The 25,910-nt window shown below is 72.3% G+C and carries 21 protein-coding genes; 11 read left to right on the forward strand and 10 right to left on the reverse strand.

All coding sequences use genetic code 11. From position 1 onward, the window contains the following. Nucleotides 1-203: 203 nt before the first annotated feature. Nucleotides 204-1,283, forward strand: a complete 1,080-nt coding sequence (locus tag FH608_RS25075; protein WP_226899861.1) for a L,D-transpeptidase — start codon at nt 204-206, stop codon at nt 1,281-1,283. Between the two features lie 177 nt (nt 1,284-1,460). On the opposite strand, the gene trpD is transcribed toward FH608_RS25075, so the two are convergent. Next, nucleotides 1,461-2,498 (reverse strand): anthranilate phosphoribosyltransferase, encoded by a 1,038-nt coding sequence (gene trpD, locus FH608_RS25080; protein ID WP_139633037.1) that lies wholly within the window; start codon nt 2,496-2,498, stop codon nt 1,461-1,463. A 6-nt stretch (nt 2,499-2,504) separates the two neighbouring features. Beyond that, nucleotides 2,505-2,903 (reverse strand): hypothetical protein, encoded by a 399-nt coding sequence (locus FH608_RS25085; RefSeq protein ID WP_139633177.1) that lies wholly within the window; start codon nt 2,901-2,903, stop codon nt 2,505-2,507. A gap of 209 nt (nt 2,904-3,112) precedes the next feature. On the opposite strand from FH608_RS25085, the gene ctaE reads away from it, so the two are divergent. The 4 genes from ctaE (at nt 3,113) to qcrB (ending at nt 7,345) form a co-directional block, all read left to right on the forward strand. Beyond that, the gene (gene ctaE / locus FH608_RS25090; RefSeq protein ID WP_139633038.1) at nt 3,113-3,763 is read left to right on the forward strand and encodes an aa3-type cytochrome oxidase subunit III; all 651 of its coding nucleotides are present in this window, start codon (nt 3,113-3,115) and stop codon (nt 3,761-3,763) included. 92 nt (nt 3,764-3,855) lie between these two features. Next, nucleotides 3,856-4,587, forward strand: a complete 732-nt coding sequence (qcrC, locus tag FH608_RS25095) for a cytochrome bc1 complex diheme cytochrome c subunit (protein ID WP_449867008.1) — start codon at nt 3,856-3,858, stop codon at nt 4,585-4,587. Continuing rightward, a complete protein-coding gene (gene qcrA / locus FH608_RS25100) occupies nt 4,584-5,696 on the forward strand; it encodes a cytochrome bc1 complex Rieske iron-sulfur subunit (protein ID WP_139633040.1) in 1,113 nt (370 codons plus the stop codon). The genes qcrC and qcrA overlap by 4 nt, the downstream gene beginning before the upstream one ends. Then, nucleotides 5,693-7,345: a cytochrome bc1 complex cytochrome b subunit gene (gene qcrB, locus FH608_RS25105; protein WP_139633041.1), complete on the forward strand. Its 1,653-nt coding sequence runs from the start codon at nt 5,693-5,695 to the stop codon at nt 7,343-7,345. The genes qcrA and qcrB overlap by 4 nt, the downstream gene beginning before the upstream one ends. A 538-nt stretch (nt 7,346-7,883) precedes the next feature. Here qcrB and FH608_RS25110 read toward each other — a convergent pair. After that, nucleotides 7,884-8,171 (reverse strand): Lrp/AsnC family transcriptional regulator, encoded by a 288-nt coding sequence (locus FH608_RS25110; RefSeq protein ID WP_139633042.1) that lies wholly within the window; start codon nt 8,169-8,171, stop codon nt 7,884-7,886. A gap of 17 nt (nt 8,172-8,188) precedes the next feature. Then, nucleotides 8,189-9,913, reverse strand: a complete 1,725-nt coding sequence (locus FH608_RS25115) for a DEDD exonuclease domain-containing protein (protein ID WP_139633043.1) — start codon at nt 9,911-9,913, stop codon at nt 8,189-8,191. A 75-nt stretch (nt 9,914-9,988) separates the two neighbouring features. Here FH608_RS25115 and FH608_RS25120 point away from each other — a divergent pair, with 75 nt between their 5' ends. From FH608_RS25120 to FH608_RS25130, 3 genes are all read left to right on the forward strand, one after another. After that, a complete protein-coding gene (locus tag FH608_RS25120; protein WP_139633044.1) occupies nt 9,989-11,494 on the forward strand; it encodes a serine/threonine-protein kinase in 1,506 nt (501 codons plus the stop codon). After that, nucleotides 11,484-12,920: a serine/threonine-protein kinase gene (locus FH608_RS25125; protein WP_139633045.1), complete on the forward strand. Its 1,437-nt coding sequence runs from the start codon at nt 11,484-11,486 to the stop codon at nt 12,918-12,920. Before FH608_RS25120 ends, FH608_RS25125 begins: the two co-directional genes overlap by 11 nt. A gap of 88 nt (nt 12,921-13,008) precedes the next feature. Further along, the gene (locus FH608_RS25130; RefSeq protein ID WP_139633046.1) at nt 13,009-14,571 is read left to right on the forward strand and encodes a hypothetical protein; all 1,563 of its coding nucleotides are present in this window, start codon (nt 13,009-13,011) and stop codon (nt 14,569-14,571) included. A gap of 56 nt (nt 14,572-14,627) precedes the next feature. On the opposite strand, the gene FH608_RS25135 is transcribed toward FH608_RS25130, so the two are convergent. From FH608_RS25135 to FH608_RS25160, 6 genes are all read right to left on the reverse strand, one after another. Continuing rightward, nucleotides 14,628-17,633 carry an FtsX-like permease family protein gene (locus FH608_RS25135; RefSeq protein WP_139633047.1) on the reverse strand — a complete coding sequence of 1,002 codons (3,006 nt, stop codon included), beginning with the start codon at nt 17,631-17,633 and terminating at the stop codon, nt 14,628-14,630. Beyond that, nucleotides 17,630-18,442 (reverse strand): ABC transporter ATP-binding protein, encoded by an 813-nt coding sequence (locus FH608_RS25140; RefSeq protein ID WP_139633048.1) that lies wholly within the window; start codon nt 18,440-18,442, stop codon nt 17,630-17,632. Before FH608_RS25140 ends, FH608_RS25135 begins: the two co-directional genes overlap by 4 nt. Next, nucleotides 18,439-19,101, reverse strand: coding sequence for an ATP-binding cassette domain-containing protein (locus FH608_RS25145; RefSeq protein WP_226899862.1), 663 nt, complete (start codon nt 19,099-19,101; stop codon nt 18,439-18,441). Before FH608_RS25145 ends, FH608_RS25140 begins: the two co-directional genes overlap by 4 nt. A 284-nt stretch (nt 19,102-19,385) precedes the next feature. After that, nucleotides 19,386-20,999, reverse strand: coding sequence for a PH domain-containing protein (locus tag FH608_RS25150; RefSeq protein WP_139633049.1), 1,614 nt, complete (start codon nt 20,997-20,999; stop codon nt 19,386-19,388). 347 nt (nt 21,000-21,346) lie between these two features. After that, nucleotides 21,347-21,847, reverse strand: coding sequence for a PH domain-containing protein (locus FH608_RS25155; protein WP_139633050.1), 501 nt, complete (start codon nt 21,845-21,847; stop codon nt 21,347-21,349). Then, the gene (locus tag FH608_RS25160; protein ID WP_139633051.1) at nt 21,844-22,071 is read right to left on the reverse strand and encodes a hypothetical protein; all 228 of its coding nucleotides are present in this window, start codon (nt 22,069-22,071) and stop codon (nt 21,844-21,846) included. Before FH608_RS25160 ends, FH608_RS25155 begins: the two co-directional genes overlap by 4 nt. Nucleotides 22,072-22,182: 111 nt before the next feature. Between FH608_RS25160 and FH608_RS25165 the strand changes: the two genes are divergently transcribed. The 3 genes from FH608_RS25165 to FH608_RS25180 all read left to right on the forward strand — a co-directional run bounded on the left by FH608_RS25165 (nt 22,183) and on the right by FH608_RS25180 (nt 25,909). After that, the gene (locus FH608_RS25165) at nt 22,183-23,580 is read left to right on the forward strand and encodes a sensor histidine kinase (RefSeq protein WP_226899863.1); all 1,398 of its coding nucleotides are present in this window, start codon (nt 22,183-22,185) and stop codon (nt 23,578-23,580) included. After that, complete coding sequence (locus FH608_RS25175; protein ID WP_139633052.1) at nt 23,577-24,224, forward strand: response regulator; 648 nt, start codon at nt 23,577-23,579, stop codon at nt 24,222-24,224. The genes FH608_RS25165 and FH608_RS25175 overlap by 4 nt, the downstream gene beginning before the upstream one ends. A gap of 362 nt (nt 24,225-24,586) precedes the next feature. Then, on the forward strand, nt 24,587-25,909 hold the full coding sequence (locus FH608_RS25180) for an NYN domain-containing protein (protein ID WP_139633053.1): 1,323 nt from the start codon (nt 24,587-24,589) through the stop codon (nt 25,907-25,909). Nucleotide 25,910: the final 1 nt, after the last annotated feature.

The following is a 25,910-nucleotide window of genomic DNA, read 5'->3' on the forward strand; positions in this document are numbered from 1 at the left end:
ACGCGGATGTGCTTAATCGATCACTCAGGGTAATAAAGGAGACAGAAGCGGTTCTATCGTGGACGAGGGAGTCATTCGTGGGGCGCGTAGCGAATCGATCAGCCGCGTTGCTGGCCTTGGCGCTGCTCTCAGCGTGCTCGGCGGGCGGCACGGGCTCGAAACCCGACGGAGTGGCCATGGCCGGAAAGGCCCAGGAGCCCTCTGTGACGTTCTCTCCGCGGGACAAGACGGCGAATGTACCCACGGACCGCCCCGTGGTCGTCGCTGCCCGCACAGGCACGCTCAAGAGCGTCCAGGTGGACGGTGGCGGCTCGGGGCCGCTCAAGGGCGTGCTCAGCGCCGACGGCACCCGTTGGCGCAGCACCGCCACCGCCAGGCCCGGAACGAACTACACCGTCAAGGCCGTCTCCGTGGACAGCGCGGGCAAACAGAGCCAGACCACGAGCACGTTCTCGACGGTCAAGGGCGACAAGACGTTCGACATCAAGACGATCACCCCGAACAAGGACGACACGGGGCTGACGGTCGGCGTCGGCATGCCCATCATGATCACCTTCGACAAGCCCGTCGCCGACCGGGTGGCGGTCGAGCGCAACCTCACCGTCCGCAGCTCCAAGCCCGTCGAGGGCGCCTGGCACTGGTTCGACGACACCCACGTGGACTTCCGGCCGCAGAAGTACTGGCCGGCGCACACGAAGGTGCGCGTCGAGGCCAAGCTGGCCGGCGTGCGCGGCGGACCCGGCCTGTACGGCAAGCGCGACGTGCGGCTCGACTTCAAGATCGGCCGCGAGCAGATCACCAAGGGCAGCACCAACGAGCACGTCCTGGTCGTCCGGCGCGACGGCAAGCGGATCCGCACGATGCCGATGAGCGCGGGGCAGGGCGGGGCGTGGAAGTACTACACGACCTCGGGCATCCACCTGGCGATGTCGCGCGAGCCCGTCACCATCATGACCTCGCCCGGCATCGGACCCGGCCAGGCCGGCTACTACTCGATGACCGTCTACAACACCGTCCGCATCTCCAACAGCGGGGAGTACGTGCACAGCGCGCCGTGGTCGGTCGGCTCGCAGGGCAACTCGAACGTCAGCCACGGCTGCGTCAACATCAGCCCGGCGAACGCGATCTGGTTCCTCAAGAACACGCTGATAGGGGACCCGATCATCATCACGGGCTCCCCCCGCAAGCTGGAACCCACGAACGGCTGGGGCCACTGGCAGGAGAACTGGAAGCAGTGGCTGAAGTGGAGCGTCCTGAAGGCAGGCCCCACCATCGTGTTGTAGTAACAATCAGGGAACAATCAGAGCCCGCGGGGACCCACCCCGCGGGCTCGACCATGCTCGTGGCCGAGGGCGCGCTCGTAACGGCGACCGGCCCGTGAGCCTTCACGACCGGCCATGACGGACGGCAACCGTCGGCGGCGCGTGCGGGTAACCCCGCGAAGCCGTAAAAAATGGGATTTAAGCGGGGTTGCTGGCTTGGACCCAGCGGTCGAGAGTGGCGGCCGCGGCGCCGGAGTCGATCGCCTGGGCGGCGCGCTCGTAGCCCTCGGTCATGGCCGCGTCGAGGTCGTCGCCGGGCCCGTTGAGGGCGACCAGTGCCGCCGCGGCGTTGAGCAGCACCGCGTCGCGCACCGGGCCGGTCTTGCCCTGCACCAGGTCGTGCACGGCCTGCGCGTTGAACGCCACGTCGCCGCCCCGCAGCGCGCCCACGCCGGCGCGCGGGATGCCGAGCACCGCCGGGTCGAACGTGGTCTGCGTGGCCGTGCCGTCGCGGACGACCCAGACGGTCGAGGTGCCGGCGATGGTGAGCTCGTCGAGGCCGTCGTCGCCGCGGAAGACCAGCGCGGTCACGCCGCGCTCGGCGAACACGCCCGCGAGCACCGGCAGCATGCCGGCGTCGTAGACCCCGATGGCCTGGGCGGACGGGCGGGCGGGGTTGGTGAGCGGGCCCAGGAAGTTGAAGATCGTGGGCACCCCGATCTCCTTGCGCGTCGGCCCGGCGTGGCGCAGCGCGGGGTGGTAGACGGGGGCGAAGCAGAACGCGATGCCCGCCTCGCGCGCCACCCGCGCGGTCTGCTCGGGCGTGAGGTCGAGCCTGATGCCCAGGTGCTCCAGGACGTCGGCGGCGCCGCACGAGGACGAGGCCGCGCGGTTGCCGTGCTTGACGACGCGGGCGCCCGCGGCGGCGGCCACGATGGCGGCCATCGTCGAGACGTTGACGGTGTGGGCGCGGTCGCCTCCCGTGCCGACGATGTCGACCACCGGGCCCTCCACGCTCAGCGGCGTGGCCAGCTCCAGCATGGTGCGGGCCAGGCCCACCACCTCGGCCACCGTCTCGCCCTTGGCGCGCAGCGCGATCACGAAACCGGCGATCTGGGACGGCGTCGCGGCGCCGGACATGATCTCCCGCATCGCCCAGGCCGACTCGTCAGAGGTCAGGTGCTCTCCGGCCAGGAGAGCGGACAGCAGCGTGGGCCAGGTCGTCCGGGAGTCCATGGGCACCTACTTAGCGTTGAGTCGGGTGGCGGAGCGGCGGCGCATCAGGTCGGCCACGGTGTCGGCCAGCACCATGGGCTCCAGCGGCTGCGGCACGACGGCGTCGGCCTTGGACCACGCGGCCAGCCAGCGGTCGTCGCGCCTGGCGATGATCAGGCAGATGGGCGGGCAGTCGTAGACCTCGTCCTTGGCCTGGCGGGAGACGCCCATGCCGCCCGCGGGCTGCGTCTCGCCGTCGAGAACGGCCACGTCGATCTCGCCGGAGCCCAGCCACTGGTGGACCTTGGGCTCGGTGGCGCACTCCACGATCTCCACGAGGGGTACGTCGGCCGCGGGGCGCCTGCCGATGGCCTGGATCACCTCAGCCCTGGTGGCGGCGTCGTCGCTGTAGACGAGGACCCTCATCGTGTCGCCGGTGCTCCCAGTGGACGTCACTGTCGCGCTCACTATCACTTGTAGCTGTATGGTCACCTCGGATCGTACCGGTGCCCCGGCGTGCATTCCCAGGCCACCATGCCTGACTGGGGGTTTTGGGGCGAATATCCCAGGTTGGTTCCCGGTTTGTACCTGCTAACGGGGGGTCGTGCGCCGGACCGACCAACGGAGCCGCAATAATGCTGCCCGTGGCGACAGCATCCGCAATAACTTCGACGACAGCACAGACGTACCGCAGACCGAACCTGGTCAGTGTCGGGACGATCGTCTGGCTGTCCTCCGAGCTCATGTTCTTCGCGGCGCTGTTCGCGATGTACTTCACCATCCGGTCGGTGAGCGAGGGCAACGGCTTCGAGTGGGCTCCCCCTCTGCACAAGGCGGGCCTCGAGGTCGCCGAGGGCGCTCACCTGAACATCCCGTTCGCGACGGCCAACACGATCATTCTGGTGCTGTCGAGTGTGACGTGCCAGCTCGGCGTGTGGGCCGCTGAGAAGGGGCAGGTCGGCAGGCTCCGCTTCTGGTACATCGTCAGCTTCATCATGGGCGCGATCTTCGTGGCCGGTCAGCTGTACGAGTACATGGAGCTGGCGTCAGAGGGCGCGACCCTGTCCGCCAACGCCTACACTTCGGTGTTCTACCTGACGACGGGCTTCCACGGCCTGCACGTGACCGGTGGCCTATTCGCGTTCCTGTTCATGCTGGGACGCACGTACGCCGCGAAGCGCTTCACGCATGAGCAGGCCACCAGCGCGATCGTCGTGTCCTACTACTGGCACTTCGTCGACGTCGTCTGGATCGGTCTTTTCGCGACCATCTACATCATTCGTTAAGGAACGGGATCTCTGTGACTAGGATCACCGCTTGGCGGCGGCATCCCCTCGCGAGATATGCCGTCCTGATTTTGGCGTTGGCGCTGGTCGGGATGGTATACGCCGCCTTCTTCCAGGCGGGTAAGCCTGCCGACGCCGCGCTGGCGGCCGGCAAGGTCGACGACGTGGCCGAGGGCAAGAGCCTCTTCGTCCAGCACTGCTCCAGCTGCCACGGGATGAACGCCCAGGGCACCACGACGGCGCCCACGCTCGTCGGCGTCGGCGCCGCGGCCGTCGACTTCCAGATGAGCACCGGCCGCATGCCTGCCGCCAACCCCGGCCCGCAGGCTCCGCGCAAGCCCCAGGCTCCGTGGGTCGACGAGACGAAGATCAGGCAGATCGCCGCCTACGTGCAGTCCCTCGGGGGCGGCCCGCAGGTCCCCGGCCAGGAGTACGTCGACCCCAAGCTCGGCGACGCCGGAAAGGGCGGCGAGCTCTTCCGCGCCAACTGCATCCAGTGCCACAACTGGGCCGGCGCGGGCGGCGCTCTCACGCAGGGCAAGTACGCACCCAACCTCAACTCGGCCACCCCGACGCAGATCTACGAGGCGATGGTCACCGGGCCGCAGGCGATGCCGGTCTTCAACGACACGACGATCACGCCCGAAGAGAAGCGCAGCATGATCGCCTACATCACGCAGGTCCGTGAGCAGAAGGACCCGGGAGGTTTCGGCCTCGGGCGCATTGGCCCGGTCACCGAAGGTCTCGTAGCGTGGGTCGTGGGCCTCAGCGTCCTGGCACTCGCAGCCATCTGGATCACCGCGAAGAAGCGACAGAAGTCATGACTGACAACGAGCACGAGATCGAGCAGGCCGATGAGCGCGTGCCCAAGCGCGTCATCGGCACCCCCGCGCCGGGCACCTCGATGCTCGGCACCGCGGAAGCGGCCGAGGTCGAGAAGGAAGTCCCCGGCGTCGTGCTTCCCGACGAGACCAAGGCCCGCAGGGCGGAGAAGATCGTGGCGCTCTGCTTCACGATCACCTTCATCGCGGCCATCGCCTTCATCATCTCCTACGTGGTCTTCCAGGTCGGCAGCCCCGAGGCGACCGGAGTGTCCAACTTCGCGCTGGGCCTGTCGCTGACGGTGGCCATCCTGGGGCTGGCGGCCGGCATCGTGATCTGGGTGCGCCAGATCATGCCGAAGTACACGCTGGTCCAGGAGCGCCACGCGATGGCGTCGGAGGAGGAGGACCGCGAGGTCGTCGCCGACACCTTCGTCGCGGGGGCCAACGAGAGCGGCTTCGTCAAGCGCAAGCTGCTGCGCCGCACCCTGCTGCTGGCCGCCGCGCCCCTCGGCCTGGTGCCGCTGGTGCTGCTGCGCGACCTCGACAACAGCCGGATGCCCGGTGCGAAGTTCAACCAGATGCTGCGCCACACGGTCTGGGGTGAGAAGACCAAGGAGGGCAAGCCGCTCAGGCTCGTCGTCGAGGGCACCGGCCAGCCGATCAGGGCGGCCGACTTCAACTCGCCCGGCGGCATCCTGTCGGTCGTCCCCGAGGGCTACGAGCACGACCTCAACGCCCTCGCCAAGGCCACGCTGATCCTGATCAAGTTCCGGCCGGAGGAGCTCAAGAGCGGCGTCCGGCAGAACTGGACGCACGACGGCATCGTGGCGTACTCCAAGATCTGCACCCACGTGGGCTGCCCCGCCGCCCTCTACGAGCAGACCACCCACCACATCCTCTGCCCCTGCCACCAGTCGACGTTCGACGCGGCCGACGGCGCGAAGGTCATCTTCGGCCCGGCGGCCAGGCCGCTGCCCCAGCTGCCCATCACCGTCGACGCCGAGGGCTACCTCATCGCCAAGGGAGACTTCGAGGTGCCGGTCGGTCCCAGCTACTGGGAGCGCGGTGACGCCGAGGCCGAGGCCAGGCAGAAGGGAGGCCAGGCATGAGCGACCTGCGGACCGTGCCCAACGCCGTCGCCGGGCCGTCGACGTTCCTTGACGACCGCCTCGGTGGCGCGAACTTCCTCAAGCGCAACCTGCGCAAGATCTTCCCCGACCACTGGTCGTTCCTGCTGGGCGAGATCGCCCTCTACTCGTTCGTCATCCTGCTGCTGACCGGTACGTTCCTGACGTTCTGGTTCAAGCCGAGCATGATGGAGGTCGCCTACGACGGCTCGTACGCGCCGCTCCACGGCGTGATGATGTCCGAGGCGTACGCGTCGTCGCTGGAGATCAGCTTCGACGTCCGGGGCGGCCTGCTCATCCGGCAGATGCACCACTGGTCGGCCCTGCTGTTCGTGGCCGGCATGACGGTCCACATGCTGCGGGTGTTCTTCACCGGCGCCTACCGCAAGCCGCGCGAGATCAACTGGATCATCGGCGTGCTGCTGCTGACGCTGGCGCTGGCCGAGGGCCTGACCGGCTACTCCCTCCCCGACGACCTGCTGTCCGGCGCCGGTCTGCGTATCACCGAGGGCGTGGCGATCTCGCTGCCGCTGGTCGGCACGTACATCACGTTCTTCCTGTTCGGCGGGGAATATCCGGGCGAGGATGTCATCTCCCGGTTCTACTCGCTGCACATCCTGCTCATCCCGGGCATCCTGCTGGCGCTCATCTCGGCCCACATGGTGCTCATGTGGGTGCAGAAGCACACGCAGATGCCTGGCAAGGGCCGCGACAACAAGAACGTGGTGGGCGCGCCGTTCTACCCGGCCTTCATGGCCAAGGCCGGCGCGTACTTCCTGTTCACGCTGGCCACGGTGGCGGGCCTGGCGACGTTCACCCAGATCAACCCGATCTGGCTGTTCGGCCCCTACACGCCCGCCGACGTGTCCGCCGGCTCGCAGCCCGACTTCTACATGGGCTTCCTCGAAGGCGCGCTGCGCATCATGGTGCCGTGGGAGATCAACCTCTTCGGCACCTCCCATGCCGGCACGCTGCCGCTGAGCGTCATCATCCCGGCACTGGTGCCGATGGGCATCATCATGACGGGCCTGGCGCTCTATCCGTTCCTCGAACGCTGGGTGACGGGCGACAACCGCGAGCACCACATCGCGGACCGGCCGCGCAACAACCCGCACCGCACCTCGATCGGCATGTCGGCCATCACGTTCTACGGCGTGCTCTGGCTGCTCGGCGCCAACGACGAGATCTCGGCGAACTTCCACATCAGCCTCAACGTGACGACCTACGCAGGCCGGGTGCTGATCTTCCTGGCTCCGGCGCTGGCGTACCTGATCACCTACCGCATGTGCCTCGGCCTGCAGCGCTCCGACGCGGCGGTCATCTCGCACGGCGTGGAGTCGGGCGTCATCAAGCGGCTGCCGCACGGCGAGTTCATCGAGGTCCACACGCCGCCTGCGGAGGACATCGAGGCCCACGTGCGCGGCAAGGAGCCGGTGGCCATGCTGCCGGTGGCCGAGGACCCGACGGGCATCCCGCCGAAGGGCATGCGCGGGCCGGTCGGCCGGCTGCGCGCCCGCATGTCCAAGGCGTACGGCGGCGAGAAGATCCAGCTCGACGACGGTCATGGTCATGGTCATGGTGATGATCAGGCCGCCCTCGAGCGCTCCGACGATCGGAGCCTGACTCACTGAGTCTCTTCTGGCGCGGGCCTGGGATCTTTTTCTCGGGCCCGCGTCTTTTTATCCTTTACGGCTGCGCCGTGGTTGCCCGCACGCGCCGTAGACGGTCGCCGTCCGTCATGGCCGGTCGTGAAGGCTCACGGGTCGCTCGCCGTTACGGAGCGCCTTCTTGGCCATGACCGTGGTCGGGCGGGACTGTGGTGCGGCCTCAGGCGTGGGCCGGCGGCTCGCTGAAGTGCGCGTCGGCCGTGCGGCCAGATGGGTATGGCCACCCCGCGGATCACCGGTCGATGACGGATCACCGGTCGATATGCGCCTTCATGAGCCGGGGCGCCGCGATGAGCCGGGCGCGGCGATGAGCCGGGCGTCGCCATGAGGCAGGAGTCGCCGCGAGTCGGGTGACGTCGTGAGCCGGGTGTGAAATGCGCCACCGTCGGCTGCCGGGCGCGAGATGCGCCGCGTCGGGCCCAGGGGCGGCCGCCCGGTGCGGGCCGTGTGGCTCGGCGGGGTGGCGGAGGGGGTGTGGGAGGCGGGGCGGTTTTTCGCGGGGTCAGTCGGATTCCGGGAAGCCGATGGAGAAGGCGGCGTCCAGGTCGTGCTTGGAGTAGGCGCGGAAGGCGATGTGGGTCTCCGTGTGGAGGACTCCGGACACCTTGTTGATGCGCCCCGGCACGACCTCGGCGATCTCCTCGTAGGCGGCCACCCGCACCATCGCCAGCAGGTCGTATTCGCCGGTGATGGAGTAGACCTCGCTGACCCCCTTGATCTCGGCGATCGTCTGGGCGACCTCCGGGATCCGGTCTACCTCTGCATTGATGTGGACGATAGCCGTGACCATGCATCAACTCTAGCGTTTCACCTCAAAGGTCGCCCCTCCCGATCACGGCGTTGATCGAAGCGCTGGTAGGCGAGGTCGATGCGGGCCTTGTGGCGGGCGGCCCCGTGGGCCGGCAGGCTCCACTCGCCGTCGACCTCCACCAGCCGCACCCCGGGTGACTCCAGCCAGCGCAGGATGCACTCGGTCTCCTCGGCGCTGGCGGCGTGGACGGGGCCGGGGCCGGGGATGACGGCCTCGGCGGTGGCCGTGAGGGAGGCCACGAAAGGGGTCGGGTGGGCGCCTTTCGGCATGACGCCGGCCGCCGCGAGCCGCCCGTACCGGATGACGTGGATGTCCCAGCCACCGCCGAAGGCCGGGCTGGCGGCCACCAGCTGCGGGATGCGGGTGATGGCGCTCAGCCGCTGCATGCGGGCCGCCGTGCGGACGAAGGACGCCAGCCGGTCGCGGTCGATCGACGCCTCCTCGTAGCGCTGCTCCACCGACAGCCGCTCCATGCGGGCCGAGACGGCGGTGAAGACCGGCGAGGCGTCGAGCGTCATGGCCCGGCGCGCGCTCTCCACGTGCAGCGCGTACTCCTCCGGGCTCTCCCTGCCCTCGCAGGGAGCGCCGCAGCGGCCCATCTCGTGCAGCACGCAGGCCGCCCGCCGGGTGCGCAGCGTGACCGGCTGGGTGCACTGGCGCAGCGGGACCGCCTCGTGGAGCGCGATGCGGGCCTCGTCGGCCAGGCGGGCGCTGGTGAACGGGCCGAGGTAGGTGGCCCCGTCGTCCTTGAGGTCGCGGACGATCGACAGGCGCGGGAACGCCTCGGTGGTGAGCTTGAGCCAGACCACCTTCTCGGGGAAGCGGGAGCGGCGGTTGTAGCGGGGCTTGGCGCCGCCGATCAGGCGCAGCTCCCTGACCTCCGCCTCCAGGGCGGTCGAGCAGACGATGTGGCGCACCCGCTCGGCGATGCCGATCATCTCGCGGATGCGCGGCCGGGTCTCGCCGGCCGTGAAGTAGGAGCGCACCCGGTTGCGCAGGTTGGTGCTCTTGCCGATGTAGAGGACCTCGCCGCGCTCGTCCTCGAAGAAGTAGACCCCCGGGGCGTGCGGGACGGAGTCGGCCAGGTGGCGCTTGCGCTGCTGCTCGGGCGTGGGCGCGCGGACGAACGACTTGAGCTCCTCCAGCGTGTGCACCTGGAACGAGCCGGCCCGCTCGATCAGGCCGTGGAGCACGTCGACCGTGGCCCTGGCGTCCGCCAGGGCGCGGTGGCACGGCTCGGTGGCGCTGCGGAAGAACCTGGCCAGCGTCGAGAGCTTGGCGTTGGGGGTCTCGTCGCGGGTCAGCACGCGGCGGGCCAGGTCGACGGTGTCGACCACCGGGTTGGCCGGTGGGGGATAGCCGTGGGCGGCGCAGGCCGCCTTGACGAAACGGGTGTCGAAACCGGCGTTGTGCGCCACCAGAGTGGCGCCGCGGATGAACTCCAGGAAGCTCGGCAGGACCGCCTCGATCCGCGGCGCGGCCACGACCATGGCGTCGGTGATGCCGGTCAGCACGGAGATGAACGGCGGGATCGGCCCCCCGGGATCGACCAGCGTGGAGAACTCGCCCAGCACCTCGCCCGCCCTGACCTTCACCGCGCCGATCTCGGTGATGGCGTCGTCGGACGGGGCGCCGCCGGTCGTCTCGAGGTCGAACACGACGAACGTGACGTCGCTCAGCGGAGTGCCGAGCTCGTCGAGAGTGCCTTGAACCGCGTCCACGAACCAAGACCATAGAGAGGAAGACCGACAGGAACGAATAACCATCCCTCTTGATCCTTAGTTACCCTTCCCTTTATGTCCTCGGGAAGTCTCGCCGGCCGCTACGCCCTGCTGCGCCCTCTCGGCGCGGGCGGCATGGGCAAGGTCTGGCTGGCCAGGGACGAGATGCTCGACCGCGAGGTCGCGGTCAAGGAGCTCACCCTGCCCGAGGGCATGTCGCCCAAGGAGCGCGCCGCCTCGGTGAAGCGGGCCGTGCGCGAGGCGCAGGCCACCGCCCGGCTGCGCCATCCCGGCATCGTGGCGCTGCACGACGTCGTCGTCGAGCAGGACCGCCCCTGGCTGGTCATGGAGCTGCTGCGGGGCCGCACGCTCGGTGACACCGTGCGCGAGTTCGGGCCCATGCCGGCCGACTACGCCGCGCGGGTCGGCGCCGACGTCCTCGAGGCGCTGATGGTGGCCCACGCGCAGGGGCTGCAGCACCGCGACGTCAAGCCGGGCAACGTGTTCCTGACCGAGAGCGGCCGGGTGGTGCTGACCGACTTCGGCATCGCCAGGCAGGAGGGCCAGGCCACGCTCACCGAGCAGGGCCTGATGATCGGCTCGCCGGGGTTCATCGCGCCCGAGCGGCTGGCGGGCGAGCCCGGCGGCCCGGCCAGCGACCTGTGGTCGCTCGGCGCCACGCTCTACGTCGCGCTGACGGGCACGCCCGCCTACGAGGGGTCGGCCGCCCAGCGGGTGCGGGCCACGATGACGGGGCCCGTGCCCGTCGCCCAGGGGCCGCTCGGTCCGCTGCTGGCCGCCATGATGGCGCACCACCCGGGTGCCCGGCCCGACCCGGGCGCGGTCGTGCAGGCGCTCAGGCAGGTGGCCGCGGGCGGGACGGCGTCGCCGCTGCCGGTCAACCAGGTCGCCACGGTGCCGCGCCAGGTCAGGAGGCGCGGCCCGGCCGCCCTGTGGATCGCGGCCGCGGCGGCGGTCGTGCTCGGCGCGGGCGGCACCACCGCCTTCCTCCTCCTGCGCGACCGGCCCGACGCCGCGCCCACGGCGTACACCGTTCCGAGGGACGTGTGCACGCTGATCAGCTCTCAGGAGGTGGGAAGGCTGCTGCACACGCAGGATCCGCCCAAGGGGCGGCCTAGCGCCGACCAGGTGGGCCCCAAGTGCGGCTGGCCGGTCGCGGGCACCGGGGTGGGCGTGCAGGTGCAGAAGGACTCCGACACCGTCGACCCGTGGTCGATGACCACGGCCTCGGCCCGCGCGCTCTTCCAGAGCCAGAGGCGCTACTGGGGCCGGTACGACAGCCTCGACTGGACCTGGCCGGAGATCGGCGTGAAGAAGTCGCAGAAGGCCGAGCGCACGCCGCTCCACCAGGTCACCGGCGTCGGCGAGGAGGCGTTCGGCTACGAGCTGAAGGGCCCCACGGGCCGGGTCCACTCCGCCCACGTCTTCTACCGCCTGGCCAACCTGGTGGTGGAGGTCGAATACACCGCGCTGGGCGCGTCGCCGACCGACGAGGAGATCCGGCAGGCGGCGCTGAGAGCGGCCCAGGCGAGCGAACAGGCGTTGCGCCATGCCGGATGACCTCTACCTCCTGGCAGGCCGCTACCGTTTGATCGAGCGGCTCGGGCAGGGCGGCGCGGGCACGGTCTGGCGGGCGATCGACGAGATCCTCGACCGCCAGGTCGCGGTCAAGCAGGTGCGCGTGCCCGAGGGGCTGAGCCCGCACCAGCGGGCCGAGTTCGCCGACATGGCCATCCACGAGGCCAGGTCGGCGGGGCGGCTGCGCGACCCGGCGATCGTGCTGGTGCACGACGTCGTCCTGGAGGGCGGCCGGCCCTGGATCATCATGGACCTCGTCACCGGCCGCTCGCTCGACCGGGTGATCAAGGAGCAGGGGCCGCGGCCGCCCGCCCTCGTGGCGGCGATCGGGCTGCGCGTGCTGTCGGCGCTGGAGGTGGCCCACGCCCACGGCATGGTCCACCAGGACGTCAAGCCCGCCAACATCCTGCTCGACCACGACGGCTCCGCCTGCCTCACCGACTTCGGCATCGCGACGCCGATGGGCGGGCAGGGCGACCGGTTCGGCAGCGCCGGCTCGCCCGGCTACATGGCCCCCGAGCGGCTCAACGAGGAGCCTTCCAGCCCGGCGTCCGACCTGTGGTCGCTCGGCGCCAGCCTCTACACCGCGGTGGAGGGGCGGGCGCCGTTCGAGCGCGAGCTGCCCGCCGCGGTGGCGGCGGCGGTGCTGCTGCACGAGCCGCCCTTCCCGGTCAGGGCGGGCCGCGAGCTCGGCGGACTGCTCATGGCGATGCTCGCCAAGGACCCGGCGGCCCGCCCCACCGCGCCGCAGATCCGCCAGGCGCTGAGCGGCCTGGCCGGCCCCGCCCCGGCCCGCCGGCGCCGGTGGTGGCCGGTGGCCGCGGTGCTGGCCGGGGCGGTCGCGCTGGGCGCGGGCGGCTGGTACGCCGCGGGCGCCCTGGCCGTCGAGCCCGAGACGGGCAGGTTCACCGAGGCGCCCGACCCCTGCACCCTGATCACCGAAGCGCAGGCCGCCGAGATCACGAAAGCCCAGCCGGTGCGCACCAGCACCAGGCCGGGCGAGTGCCAGTGGCTCGTCCGCCAGGGCTCGACGATCGGCCGCCGGCTCATCGTCCGCGCCTGGGCCGAGCGTCCCGACGGCGACCTCGGCGGCCCGCAGGTGGCGCAGCGCCGCTTCGCCAGCGAGAAGACGAGCCGCGCCGCCGCGAAGGGCTCGGAGATGCGCGACATCCGCGGCGGCGTCAGCGACGTCAAGGGCGTGGGCGAGGCGGCCATCCTGCAGAACACCTTCAGGCTCTACATCGGCACCACCTCTGAGGGATCGTCCGACAGCACGATCCTTCTCCGCACGAGCAACGTGCTCGCCGAGGTGGTGTGGCATCGTGAGGACGTGCCGGTCTCGGCCGCGGCGGACAAGGGCCCGGCCGTCGCCGCCGCCCGCCTCGTCGCGGCCGGCCTTTCCGGATGAGCCTGCCGCGACGAACGCGCTGCAAGCACCCTGCAAGGGGTGTGACTAGCATGTTCCACCGCAAGTCAGGGCAACCCCAGGAGTCCCAGTGAATCCCGGCAACGAGTGGGAGCGCCCCACCACCCCTCACCACCACGTGCCCGGTGGCAGGTTCGAGCCGCCGACCCAGCCGCCCACGCTGCCCCCCATGCACCCCATGCCCCCGATGCCGCCGGTCCCGCGCCCGCCGCGGCCGCCCTGGCTGCTGCCCACCATCGCCGCCGCCGTCGTCGTGCTGGTCGCCGTGGGCGGGGTGGGCGCGTACCTCGTCGTCGACAGGCTCTCCGGCGGCGGTGGCGCGCCGCCCGTGGCCACGGCCACGCGGGCCTCGCGGACCGCGCCCACCGAGGCGGCGGGTCCCGACGTGTGCGCGATGCTGCCCAAGGAGGAGGCCGAGCGGCTGGTGCCCGACGCGACCGTCTCGGAGTCGTCCAGGGACGGCGACTACACCGTCTCCTTCACCTGCAACTGGAACAACCAACGCATCTCGTTCGGCGAGTTCTGGCGCAAGCGGGAGATCGACGTACGGATCGAGCAGCACAAGGGCGACGGCGCCAAGACCGGCCGGGCCATGGCCCAGAACTCGTACGAGGTCGACTACCGCGGCGGCAAGTTCGGCGAGACCGCCAAGCCCTCGCTCGAACCCGACGAGAAGGAGTACGTCTCCCCGGTCAAGGACATCGAGGGCGTCGGCGACGGCGCGTTCGCACAGTACACCTGGCGCCGCGACGGCAACCTGCTGTGGTACTCCTACGGCGAGGCCCACGCCCGGGTCGGCGACATGACGATCAAGGTCAAGTTCCAGGCGGGGCAGCAGCGCAAGGACGCGGAGATCCTGTCCAACCAGACCGTGCAGTCGATCACGGAGGACAACGCGATCCGCGAGGTCAGCGGCCTGGTCAAGCACTTCGCCGAGGGCGTGCGGACCTGGCAGTCGCAGCACCCCGGCGTGCTGGCCAAGGCGGCGCCGTCGCCCTCGGCGTCCGCCACCGTCTCGCCGAGCGCCCGCCCGACGCCCTCGCCGACGGTCCTCGCCGCCTTCCCCGCCGACTGCGAGGCGGTCGGCGAGGTGGCCACGCGGCTCGTGCCCGAGCCCACCACGCGGGCGCGCGGCGCCCAGGTCGGCGCCGACGTCCAGACCGAGTGCCGCTGGCTCAACCTCGACCTGCCGGGCGAGGGCGCGGAGAACAAGAAGATCCGCAGCGCGCTGATCACCGTGCACCGGTTCACGAACCGGGCGGGCGGCGCCGACGAGACCGCGGCCAGGAGCTACTACGCCAGCGAGCGCGGCGGCGACAAGAACATGTCCGAGTCGTCCATCGGCGGCATCTCCTGGAGCAAGGTCACCGACCTCAAGGAGCTGGGCGACCAGGCGTACCAGGTGTTCGTCAAGAACCGGCACAGCGACGTCTCGGCGTCCTCCGGCACGGTGCTGGTCCGCAAGGGCGCGGTCGTCGTCCAGGTCGACTACTCCGGGCACCAGCGGCCGGAGAAGGAGGCGACCAACTCGCCCAAGGTCAAGCTGATGCCCGAGAAGGAGGCCATGGACGGGGCGCTCACCCTGGCCAAGGCGTACATGGCCGAGCTGGACAGGCAGCCGGCGGGCGGCTAGACGAGGCGGGCGGGCCGGGCGGACGCGGTCGGTCGAGCGTAGCCGGGCGGGCGCGGCTAGGCGGGCGCGTCGCGGAGGCGTTCGACGCGGATGCCGCGCAGCAGGGCCTCCGAGACCAGCACCGCGGCCAGCAGGCTGACCAGCAGGGCGGCGCCGACGACGGCCGCGACGGGCGCGAGCGCGACCTCGTGCGGCAGCGGCGGCGTGACCGGGGGCTCGGCGAACTGCGGGATCCGTCCCAGCGCCGCCCGGGCCGCCACCAGCCCGGCCACCAGGCCCGCCAGGGTGCCGGTGGCGACCGTGATCACCTGTTCCAGCAGAAGCGCCACCCGCAGCGCCGCCACGCGGGCGCCCGACGCCTCCAGGGCGGCCAGCTCGTACGTGCGCCTCCTCGCCGCCGTGAAGAGCGCGAGCACGGTACGCCCGAGCGCCAGCGCGGCGGCGGCCAGCGCCGACACCAGCAGTAACATCAGCGCCAGCCCCGGCCCCTGACCGGCGAACGAGGCGGCCAGCCCGGCCGAGGTGCGCCGCGACACCACGCTCAGCCCCTGCTCCTCCAGCGCCCGCTCCAGCGCGGCGGGGTCGGCGGACCTGGTCCACACCTGGAAGACGGCCTTGTCGTGGACGCCGTAGGCCATCCTGTCGGCCTGCTCCAGATCCACCAGCACGCCCACGCCGGTCAGCCCGGGCCCGGCGGCCGAGGCCAGCACGGTGCGCACGGGGCCTGCGTACGCGTTGTCCAGGCCCGGCACGGCCTTCCCGCCGAGAGCGCCCACCGCGACGCCCGCCTGCCGCGGCTCGTAGGTGTAGGGGCGCAGCGTCTGGTTGCCCGGCACGGTCACCACGAAGGTGCCGTCGCGGGCGTCCGGGTCCTCGTCCACCCGCCACGACGGCAGGTCGAGGGCGTGCCAGCGGCCGTTCGCGCGGGTGGCGAGCCCGGTGACGGTGACCCGCACGTACAGGTCCTCCTCGGCCTCCGGCGGCGGCGTCGTCTCCCCTCGGACGGCCCGCAGCTCGCAGGCGGCTTCCGCGCAGCCGGGGGGCAGGTTCCAGGCGTGGGTGCCGGAGCGGCCGGTCAGCGCTCCGAGCGGGATCTGCACCGGCCGCAGCTGCCCGGGGACGCGCAGCGTGGCGAAGAGCCGGACCGACCACCCCTTCGGCAGCGGGTCGTGATCGGCCGTGAGGCGGAACCTGTCGCCCCGCAACCACACGCGCGGCGTGGCGGGGCCGGGCAGCGCGGCGGCGGCCTCGGCCAGCGTGCGCCCGCCGGCCAGCTCGGGCCGCCAGTAGCCGACGGCGGCCAGCCGCGCCGGGTCGGTGGCCACCATCTCGGGCGGTCCCGGCACCTTGATGACGGGCGCGGCGGTCCTGCCGCCCGGGTCGGCGGCGTTCACGGCCTCGATGAGCCTGCGCGGCTCCACCGGCCTGACCGTGATCGCGGTGGGCGCGCCGTTGTGGAACCTGGCCGTCTCCTCGTAGTCGCCCGACGTGGCGCTCCACGCCGACACCGCGAACGTGGCCAGCCCGAACGCCGCCCCCAGCACCACCACGCTGCCCGCGGTGACCGGCCCCCTGGCGACCTGCCGCAGCGCCAGGAACGGGCCGAGCCCGCCGTGCCGCCTGGTCAGCCCGAACAGCCGCCTGGTCAGCACCGGAAGTGCCCGGCCCGCCAGCAGCGCCACGCCCAGCGCGACGAGCCCCGGCACGGCCATCGCGCTCGAGCTCTGCCCGGACACGTCCGTGATCACCCCGGTCGCCAGCAGCTCCACCAGGCCGAGCGCGGTGATCGACAGGACCACGGCATCGAGCACCCAGCCCCGCGCCGACCTGCGCGGGGTGCGCCGCCACTCCTCGGTGACCGGGCGCGTGGCCGTGCGCCAGGCCGCCGGCGCGGCGGCCAGCACGCCGCCGAGCATGGCCGCGACTCCCGCCGGCGCCGCCTCGACGGGGAAGCGGACGGGCACGCCCGCGGGCAGCAGCGCGCCGATCATCGTCCCCGCCGCGGCCCGCCCCAGCAACAGCCCGAGCGGGACGGCCACGGCGAGCAGCAGCAGCGGCTCGGCCAGCGCGAACCGCCACACCCTGGCCCGTCCATGCCCCCGCAGCCTGGCCAGCGCGATCTCCGCGCCCCTCGCCCTGACCAGGTCGCCCACGGTCTGGAAGAGCAGCATCCAGCCGAGCCCGACCAGCTGGGCGATCACAAGGAGCGTCGGGACGCCGAGCGAGCCGGCGTTGGCCGACACGACCCGGAGCACGTCGGCGACGCGGGAGAAGACGATGGTGTCCTCGTTCGAGCCCGCGTTCTCGGCGGCGGCCTGCATGGCGGCCAGGACGTCGATGTCGGTGCCCTCGATGCGGTCCGTGTCGATGAAGACGATGCCGTAGTCGGTCCAGCCGGCCTCCGGCTGCCGGGCGCCGGTGAAGTCGACGGCGCCCGCGACGATGTACGTGTCGAGCCGGGTCTCCGGCACCGTGAACAGCGCGTCCGCCTTGTCGCCCTCCGGCCGGCCGGGCGGGGCGAACAGCGTCCTGCCGAACCAGAACGGGTCGGCCGGCGAGCCCGGCCGGTAGATGCCGACGACCTTGAGCGGCGCCGGGTCGCGCCCGGCGTCGCCGACCTCGGCCCTGCGCACCGCGCTCAGGTGGATCGTCTGGCCGAGCGCGAACCCGGAGGCCTGGCCCGCCATCACCTCCATGCTCGCGCGCGGGCAGCGGCCCTCGGCCAGGGTCAGGTGCTCGCACTGCCCGTCCTGCCAGACCAGCGAGAACGCGCGCTTGTCGTCCGCCCTCCCGCTCGTGGCCTCCATGCCGAAGATCGGCGGGTTCGTGAAGCCGGCGCCCCTGGTGAACGCGCCGACCTTGGCCTGGATGCCGCCGCTCGTCGTCGTGTAGCGCCAGCCGCGGCCCTCCAGCGGCGCCGTCCGCACCGCCTCCCTGACGATCGTGGTGCGGGCGGCGGCCGAGTAGATCGGCCCCACCGCCGCCGACGCGATCGGCACGACCGCGATGATCAGGACGACCAGCGACAGCGTGCGGCGCTCCCACAGGCCGCGCAGGATCACGGCTCGGCCCGCCTGAGCGCGATGCCGTCCTCGAGCTCCTCGATCCTGGCCATGGACCCCGGCGGCAGCAGGTGGTGGTACTCGGGCGGCACCTGCACGGCTCCCTCCCTGCCGACCACCACGAAGTCCTCGCCGCGCCGGCCCTCCGCGCCGACCCGGCCGTCCCTGATCGTCACGGTACGGCCCAGCGCCTCGCTCACGGACATGTCGTGCGTGACCACCACGGCGGTCGTGCCGTCGACGTCGGCGGCCCGCTTGATCAGGTCCACGACCCACGCGCCCGACCTCTCGTCGAGCTGGCTCGTGGGCTCGTCGGCCAGCAGCAGCCGCGGCTTGTTGGCCAGCGCCACGGCCAGGGCCAGCCGCTGCTGCTCGCCACCCGACATGCGCCCGGCCGGCCGGTCACCGGCGTCCTGGAGGCCGACGCGGCGCAGCAGGTCCCCGGCGCGGCGCCGATCGCGCTTGACCGCGCGCTGGGCGAACGTCACGTTCTGAGCGGCGGAGAGATAGCCGATGAGGTTGCGTGCGGGATTCTGCAGGACCATGCCGATCTGAGCGGCTCTGAGCCGGTCCAGGCTGCGCTGGCTGAGCCGCCCGATGTCGGCGCCGTTCAGCCACAGCCGGCCCGCGCTCGGGCGCAGCAGCCCGGCCAGCAGCCACAGCAGCGTCGACTTGCCCGCCCCTGACGGGCCCAGCAACGCGACCGTCTCGCCCTCGTCGATCACCAGGTCCACGTCGCGCAGCGCCACGACCTCGACCTCGTGCGCCTTGTAGATCTGCACGATGCCGTCGCACCTGACGACGCTCATGGGCGGCTCTCCGAGCGGTGCCGGGAGACCGTACGGAGCTCGATCACGCGGTCGCAGCGCTCGGCCACCTCGGGGTCGTGCGTCGCGATCACCAGCGTGGTGCCGTCGTCCGTCACCGCGAGCAGCTCGTCCAGCACGACGGCCCGGTGCCCGGCGTCCTGCTCGGCCGTCGGCTCGTCGGCCAGCAGCACCCGCGGCCGCAACGCCAGCGCCCTGGCCACCGCCACCCGCTGCTGCTGCCCGCCGGACAGCTCCTCCACCAGATGACCGGCGAACCTGGCCACCCGCAGCCGCTCCAGCGCCCCGGCCGTCAGCCGCACGGCCTCGCGCGGGGGCCGCCCGGCCGCGCGGAGCGCGACCTCCACGTTCTCGGCCGCCGTGAGCAGGCTCAGCAGGCCGTACGACTGGAAGACCAGCGCCAGCCCGGCACGCAGCTCCGGCTGCTCGTCCAGCGGCACGCCCCCGACCAGGACCCGCCCCTTGGCGGGCGGGAGCAGCCCGGCCAGCGTCGTCAGGAGAGTGGTCTTGCCTGACCCCGACGGCCCCATGAGGGCCACGCGTTCGGCCGGGGCGAACTCCAGGGTGAGGTCCTCGATGATCACCCGCCCGCCCGCGCGGCAGCTGAGGGCTCGGCAGGCGAGCGCCGGTCCAGGCACCACGCGGGGATCATCCACCCGACCGGCGATCACGTCAACGGTTAATGGAGCTGCAACCCGGTTGCAAGTGCGACAAATAACGTTATGTCTGCAAGTCGTGGGCCGCGCGATCAAAGTGTTTGTCCAGTACAGGGGCATGGGCAAACCGAGGGGGATCACGCGGCTCACTGCTTCTCCCACGGCTCCCGGCGAACTCCGGACGGCTCCCGTCCACCGCGGACCAGAAAGGCTTCCGTCCACCGTGGACCGGGAACGCTCACGTCAGTTGCGGGCCGGAAACACTCGCGTCAGCCGCGGGCCGGGAACGGCTCGGGTTCACAGCGGACCAGGAACGGCTCCAGCAGCCCGGGGACCGCCCCGGCGGCCAGCTCCAGGCCCTCGGTCCGACCCACGTCCACCACGTCGTACCGGCCCTTGCCCGCCGAGGTGACGGCGGACACCGTGACCAGGCCCGAGCGGCGCTGGAAGTACGTCTCCGTGATCGTCCAGCCGGAGACGCCCCGGCGGTCCAGGGCGATCGTTCGCCGTACCACCGCGCCCTGCCTGGTGACGAGATGGCGGGTGCCGAGCGCGTGGCCGAGGCTCCTCGCGTCCTCCACGGCCGCCCACATCCCGGCCACCAGCGCCACCGCCGGGACCGCCCAGACCGACGCCCGCAGCCAGGGCCACGGCACCTCCCAGGCCACCGCGCCCGCCATCGCGGCCGGCACGGCGGCCGTCACCAGCGCCCGCACGACCCGCCGGCGCCTGGCCGCCACGGGATGCGCCACCAACGCCTCCGTGGTCAGCCCGGCCATGCCGGCTCCGACCGCCTCGCGAGCCCGTTCCGCCGCCTCACTCGGCCCAGGAGTGATGGCGTGGGCCCTGCTTGCTCCGAGAATGCGCGTGTCGGCCGTGCTCAGGCCAGGGGCGTGCGCGTGGTGTTCGGGCGCCGGCTCGATGCGCGCGATCCTGGCCGCCAGCCGCCAGGCCAGGGCGCGGGGGAGGGGCGGTGCGAGGGCCGCGACGTCCTCCGTCTCGTGCTCGGCCGCCTTGCCGAGCCCGGTGGCGATGGTCTTGACGCGGGCACCGCCGCCCAGCCTGAGCAGCAGCGGCTCGCTGATCTCCACGCCGCGCAGCCTGCGCTCCTCCAGGGTCAGCGACCGGGTGGTCAGCAGGCCGCGGCGGAGCCGGAGCCGGCCGGGCTCGCGTTCCAGCCGGTAGCGGCCCCAGGACTCCGCGAACAGCAGGACGGCGCCGAGACCGCCGGCGGCCACGTTCACGGCGAGGAGCAGGGGCACCGCCACCAGCGGCTGCGCGATCACCCAATCCCACAGGCCGGTCGCCGCCCGGGTTGCGACGCCCTTGGCACCGATCGAGGAGAGCGCCTTGTAGAGCGCCCCGAGCAGGAGCGCGGCACCGGTGAACGTCCACACCGAGAGCGGCGCGTACCTGATCCACGACCAGCGCAACTCCGCCAGCGGGCCGTCGCCGGGAGCCGGTCCTTCCACCGGACCCTGCCGCAGCAGGGCCCGCCGCAACGACTCGGCCTCGTGCCTGGTCACCGGGTTGAGCGCGAGTTCCGTCTCCTCGGCCGCGTGCTCGCCGGTGCCGACCTTCACGACGGTGAGACCGAAGGCCCGCAGCACCGGATCGGCCCGCAGGTTGACGCTGCGCACCCGGTCGCGGGGGATCGAGCGGTGCTGCCGGACGGTGATGCCCGAGCGCAGTTCGAGGCGCTCGGGGGTGAGCCGCCAGCGGGTGGTACGGATCCTGATCATGTCGTACGCCACCACCGCGGCCACGACGAGCACCGCGGCCGCCGCACACGCCGCCACCACGTTGCCCGGCGCCCAGCCGCGATCCGCCAGGAAACGTGCCAGCCCGGCGACCGCGCCTGCCGCCACGGCCAGCGACTTCACCCCAGAGGCCCAGAGACCCCGCCCATCCGGCCGCCGCCACCCCGCATCCGTCCGGTCCGCATCCGTCCGGTCCGCATCCGTCCGGTCCGCATCCGTCCGGTCCTCAGTCGTCTGGCCCGCACCCGCCCGGCTCCCATCGGATCGGGCCTCATCCGGTCGGCCGGCATCTCGTCGAGCCTCATCCGGGCGGCCTCCATGAGGCCGGGCCCCATCCGGCACCGGTGCTCCTTCCTTCGAAGCGACCACCCCGTCCCGGACGCCTGCCCTGTCGTGGGCGAGCGGTCCCTTCGGGGCGAACTCGCGGACGTGGCCTAGGGCGCGGTCGCCGCCCCGCGCGCCGGACCCGTTCACGTCGCGTCCCCCGGCGTCGCCTGCGTGATGGCGGTCAGCCGTTCGGCGAGCTCGGCCGCCACCTCATGGTCCAGCCCCTCGATCTTGACGGCCCCCGCGGAGGAGGCGGTGGTCACCGTGACGTCGGCCAACCCGAACAGCCGCTGCACCGGCCCCCGCGCGGTGTCGACCCGTTGGATCCGCGACATCGGCGCCACCTGCCAGGTGTGGGTGAGCCATCCCTTGCGCGTGTAGACCGCCTCGTCGGTGACCTCCCACCGCTGCACCCGGTAGTAGGCGCGCGGCGCCACGAGGGCCAGCGCCACGCAGCCCGCGGCGAGGAGCCCCGCGCACGCGCCCAGCCAGAGCGGCCGCGCGGTGAAGATCCAGTACGCCGCCACCGTCGCGGCCCCGACCGGCACCATGAGGATCAGCCACTGCACGGTCCACCAGGCGACCGCCCGCGGGTCCGCCTGGTGGCGCGGCGGGCGCAGCTCCGTCCGCGCGATCCCGGTCATCTCCCGCCCTCGGCCTTGCCGGCGGAGTCGGCCACGGCCAGCAGCACGAACCCGAGCACCCCGATCACGACGGCCGCGAACACCTCGTACCCCTCCAGGAACGGCAGCCGATGCACCACGAGCAGGTCGTGCGCCCACCGCCACCATCCGAACAGGGTGTTCAGCAGGCCACCCGCCCCCTGCAGGAGCAGCAGCCAGCCGAGCACCGTCAGCGTCGCCTTCATGGCACCCAGCGTCGTCGCGAGGCCGTGCCGCCCGCGTCGGCCCTAGGTCTCGGCAGGGACAGACTTTGGTCGCTGTCGCCGTACCCCTGGCAGGCCCTAACCTCGATGAGCGTGACGGCACTGCGGGGGGACGGCGCCCACGCCCACGAATACCGGTGGGCGTTGCCGTCGGTGCTGCTCGGAGACGGCCGCGAGGGCCGCCGGGTGCGCCGCTCCACCCGCGACTGGATCGTCGACATCCTCATGTTCCTGGTGGCGTGCGGCATCACGCTCCTGAGCCTGCCGGAGCTCGAGAACTATCCGGAGCCGCTGCAAGCGCTGGAGCAGGTGGTGGGGGCGCTGTCGTGCGCGGCGGTGTGGTTGCGGCGCCGATGGCCGGTGGGCCTGGCGGTGGTGACGAACCTGCTCTCCTCCTACCTGGAGCTGTCGGGCGGAGCCTCGGTGGTCGGGCTGTTCACCGTGGCGGTGCACCGGCCGTTCAAGGTGTCCGGGCCGATCATGCTGTTCTCCATGGCCACCCTGGCCCCGTATGTCCTCCTGCGGCCGCTGGAGGATCTCGACAGGATGTGGTCGGCGGCGCTCGGCATGGCGATCCTGCTGACCGTGTCCGCGTGGGGGATCGTGGTCAGGGCCAGGCGGCAGCTCGTCTGGTCGCTCCGGCAGCGCGCCGACGGCGCCGCGGAGGAGGCCAAGCGGCTGGAGCGCGAGCGCATCGCCAGGGAGATGCACGACGTGCTCGCGCACCGCATCTCCATGCTGAGCCTGCACGCGGGCGCGCTGGAGTTCCGGCCGGACGCGCCCGCCGACGAGATCGCCAGGGCGGCCGGCGCGATCAGGACCAACGCCCACCTTGCGCTCCAGGATCTGCGTGAGGTGATCGGCGTGCTGCGCCACGCGCGGCCGGACGGCGACGACCCGGTGCCCGACCGGCCGCAGCCCACGCTCGCCGACCTGCCCACGCTGGTCGAGGAGTGCCGCCACGCGGGCATGGACGTGCGGCTCGACCTGCGCGCCGACGGCGACGCCCCGGAAGGGCTGGGCCGCAACGTCTACCGCATCGTCCAGGAGGCGCTCACCAACGCCCGCAAGCACGCGGGCGGCACGCCCGTCGCGGTCACCGTCGCGGGCGCGCCCGGCGAGGGGCTGTCGGCGGAGGTGCGCAACCCGGCCGCCGGGGGCCGCCACGGGCCGCGCCTTCCCGGGGCCGGGCTCGCCGGACCGGCGCTTCCTGAGGCACTCGCGGGGTCAGGACGTCCGAGGGCACTCGCGGGATCGGGTCTTCCGAGGGCGCTCTCTGAATCGGGCCTCCCGAGGGCACTCGCGGGGTCGGGACTTTCAGAGGCGCCCGGCGGATCCGGGCTTCCCGGAGCGGGCGCCGGGCTCATCGGGCTGACGGAGCGGGCCGAGCTGGCGGGCGGGCGGCTGGAGCACGGCACGACCGAGGACGGCGACTTCGTGGTGCGGGCGTGGCTGCCGTGGCCGGTGGAGAGGACTGGAGAGGACGCATGATCAGGCTGCTGGTCGTCGACGACGACGCGATGGTACGCGCGGGGCTGTCGATGATCCTCGGCGGCGTCGGCGACATCGAGATCGTGGCCGAGGCCGGTGACGGGGCGGAGGTGCCGGCGCTGGTGGCCGAGCACCGGCCGGACGTGGTGCTGATGGACATCCGCATGCCGGACGTCGACGGGCTCGCCGCCACCGAGGCGCTGCGGCGCACGTCCTCGCCGCCCGAGGTGGTGGTGCTGACCACGTTCCACGCCGACGCGCAGGTGCTGCGGGCGCTGCGGGCGGGCGCGGCCGGGTTCCTGCTCAAGGACATCGCGCCGGGCGACCTGGTCCAGGCCATCAGGACGGTGGCCGCGGGCGAGCCGATCCTGTCGCCCGCGGTGACCCGCCAGCTCATCGCGCACGTGTCCGACGGAGAGGCGGCGGCGCGCACCCGGCGAGCCAGGACGCTGCTCGGCCGGCTCAGCGAGCGGGAGCGCGAGGTGGCGCTGGCCGTGGGGCAGGGCAGGTCGAACGCCGAGATCGGGCGGGAGCTCTACATGAGCGTGCCGACGGTCAAGGCGCACGTCTCGCGCATCCTCACCAAGCTCGACCTCAACAACCGGGTCCAGGTCGCGCTGCTCGTCTACGACGCCGGGACGTAACGACCCCGCCCCCGGGTAACGACCCCGGCTCCGTAACGAGCCGTCCCCGAAACGACGGCCGAACGTAACGACGTCGGCCCCGTAACGACGCCGGAACGTAACGACGTCGGAACGTCACACAAAGTCGGCACTCCAGCGTGCGGAGCCCGCGGCCGCGCGCCGCGTCCCGAGGCGCCGCCCCGGCCCGGCTACCGGGCGGTTCCACCAGGTCGTGCCCGGCGTTCCCGCACGGCCGGGCGCCGCTCCCCGTCCGGCCGCAGATCACCGACCAAGCGCTCGTGCGCGAACGGGCGGACGTTACGGTCAGGTACGCGACAGCCGTACCCTTGTCTGAAAGGGCATGTCACGAAGGGACAAGTGGGATGAGTTCAGCGGGTGAAGGCTTGTCCCGCCCGCTACCGGAGCAGGTGCGGCTCAATGTCGTCGACCTGGCGTCTCAGGTCCTCGGGACGATGCCCGCTGTCTCCATCCCTCCGCCGCTGCGCGGCATAGCCAAGTTCGACCCCCGCAAGCGCGCCAAACTCGGCAGCGCCCCCATCGCGGCGCAGCTGGAGAACGACAAGGAGTTCCGCGAGCTGGTGGCCGAGTCCGTGGCCGCCGGATGGCCGGAGCTGGTCTCCTCGCTGGCCGAGGGCAACGTGCCGCCCGCCGCCGATCCCGTGCTCGTGGCCGCGGCCGCGTACCTCACCCGGCCGCCCGGCTGGGCCGAGATGATCGAGACGGCCCGCGCCGACCTGGAGCGGTCGGCGGTGGCCGCCGAGGGGTCGGAGCGCGAGGAGGTGGTCGCGCGGCTGCGCGAGCAGCTGGCCGCCCAGAAGACCGCCGCCAAGGAGGAGGCCGACCGGCTGCGCGAGCAGATCAAGGCCGCGCGGGCCGAGAACTCCGACCTGCGGCGCAAGCTCCACGACGCCCGCGAGCGGGCCAAGGCCGCGCTGCGCCGTGCCGAGGAGGTGGAGCACGCCGCCCAGGAGACCAGGTCGGCCGCCTCCGCGACGTCCGCGGCGGGCGAGGCGGAGCTGCGGCGGCTGCGCGAGCGCCTGGCCGACGTGGAGAAGCAGCTGGAGGCCTCCCGCCGGGCCGCCCGCGAGGGCAGGAGCATCGAGGACGCCCGCATCAGGGTGCTGCTCGACGCGCTGCAGGACGCCTCGGCCGGGCTGCGCAGGGAGCTGGCGCTGCCCACGACGATCAGCCGGCCAGCCGACTCGGTGGCCGCCGTCACCGGGGAGCGGCCCGGCGTGCGCGGGGTGCCCGCGCGTGCCCTGGCCGACGACGACCCGCAGCTCCTCGACCAGCTCCTGGCCCTGCCGCAGATCCACCTGATCATCGACGGCTACAACGTCACCAAGACCGGCTACGGCACGCTCACCCTCGCCGACCAGCGCAACCGGCTGATGACCGGGCTCGGCGGGCTGGTGGCGCAGACCAGGGTCGAGGTCACCGTGGTGTTCGACGGGGCCGAGCTCAACGCCCCCGTGCAGGTGGTGGCGCCGCGCGGCGTGCGGGTGCTGTTCAGCGAGCCGGGGGAGATCGCCGACGACCTGATCCGCCAGCTCGTACGCGCCGAGCCGCCCGGCCGGGCCATCGCCGTGGTCTCGTCGGACCGCGAGGTGGCGGAGTCCGTCCGGCGGATGGGAGCCAGACCCGTTCCGTCTGGTTTGCTGCTGCGCAGGCTCGGCCGGGCCTAGA

Source organism: Nonomuraea phyllanthi, assembly GCF_006334985.2.
Lineage (GTDB): Bacteria > Actinomycetota > Actinomycetes > Streptosporangiales > Streptosporangiaceae > Nonomuraea > Nonomuraea phyllanthi.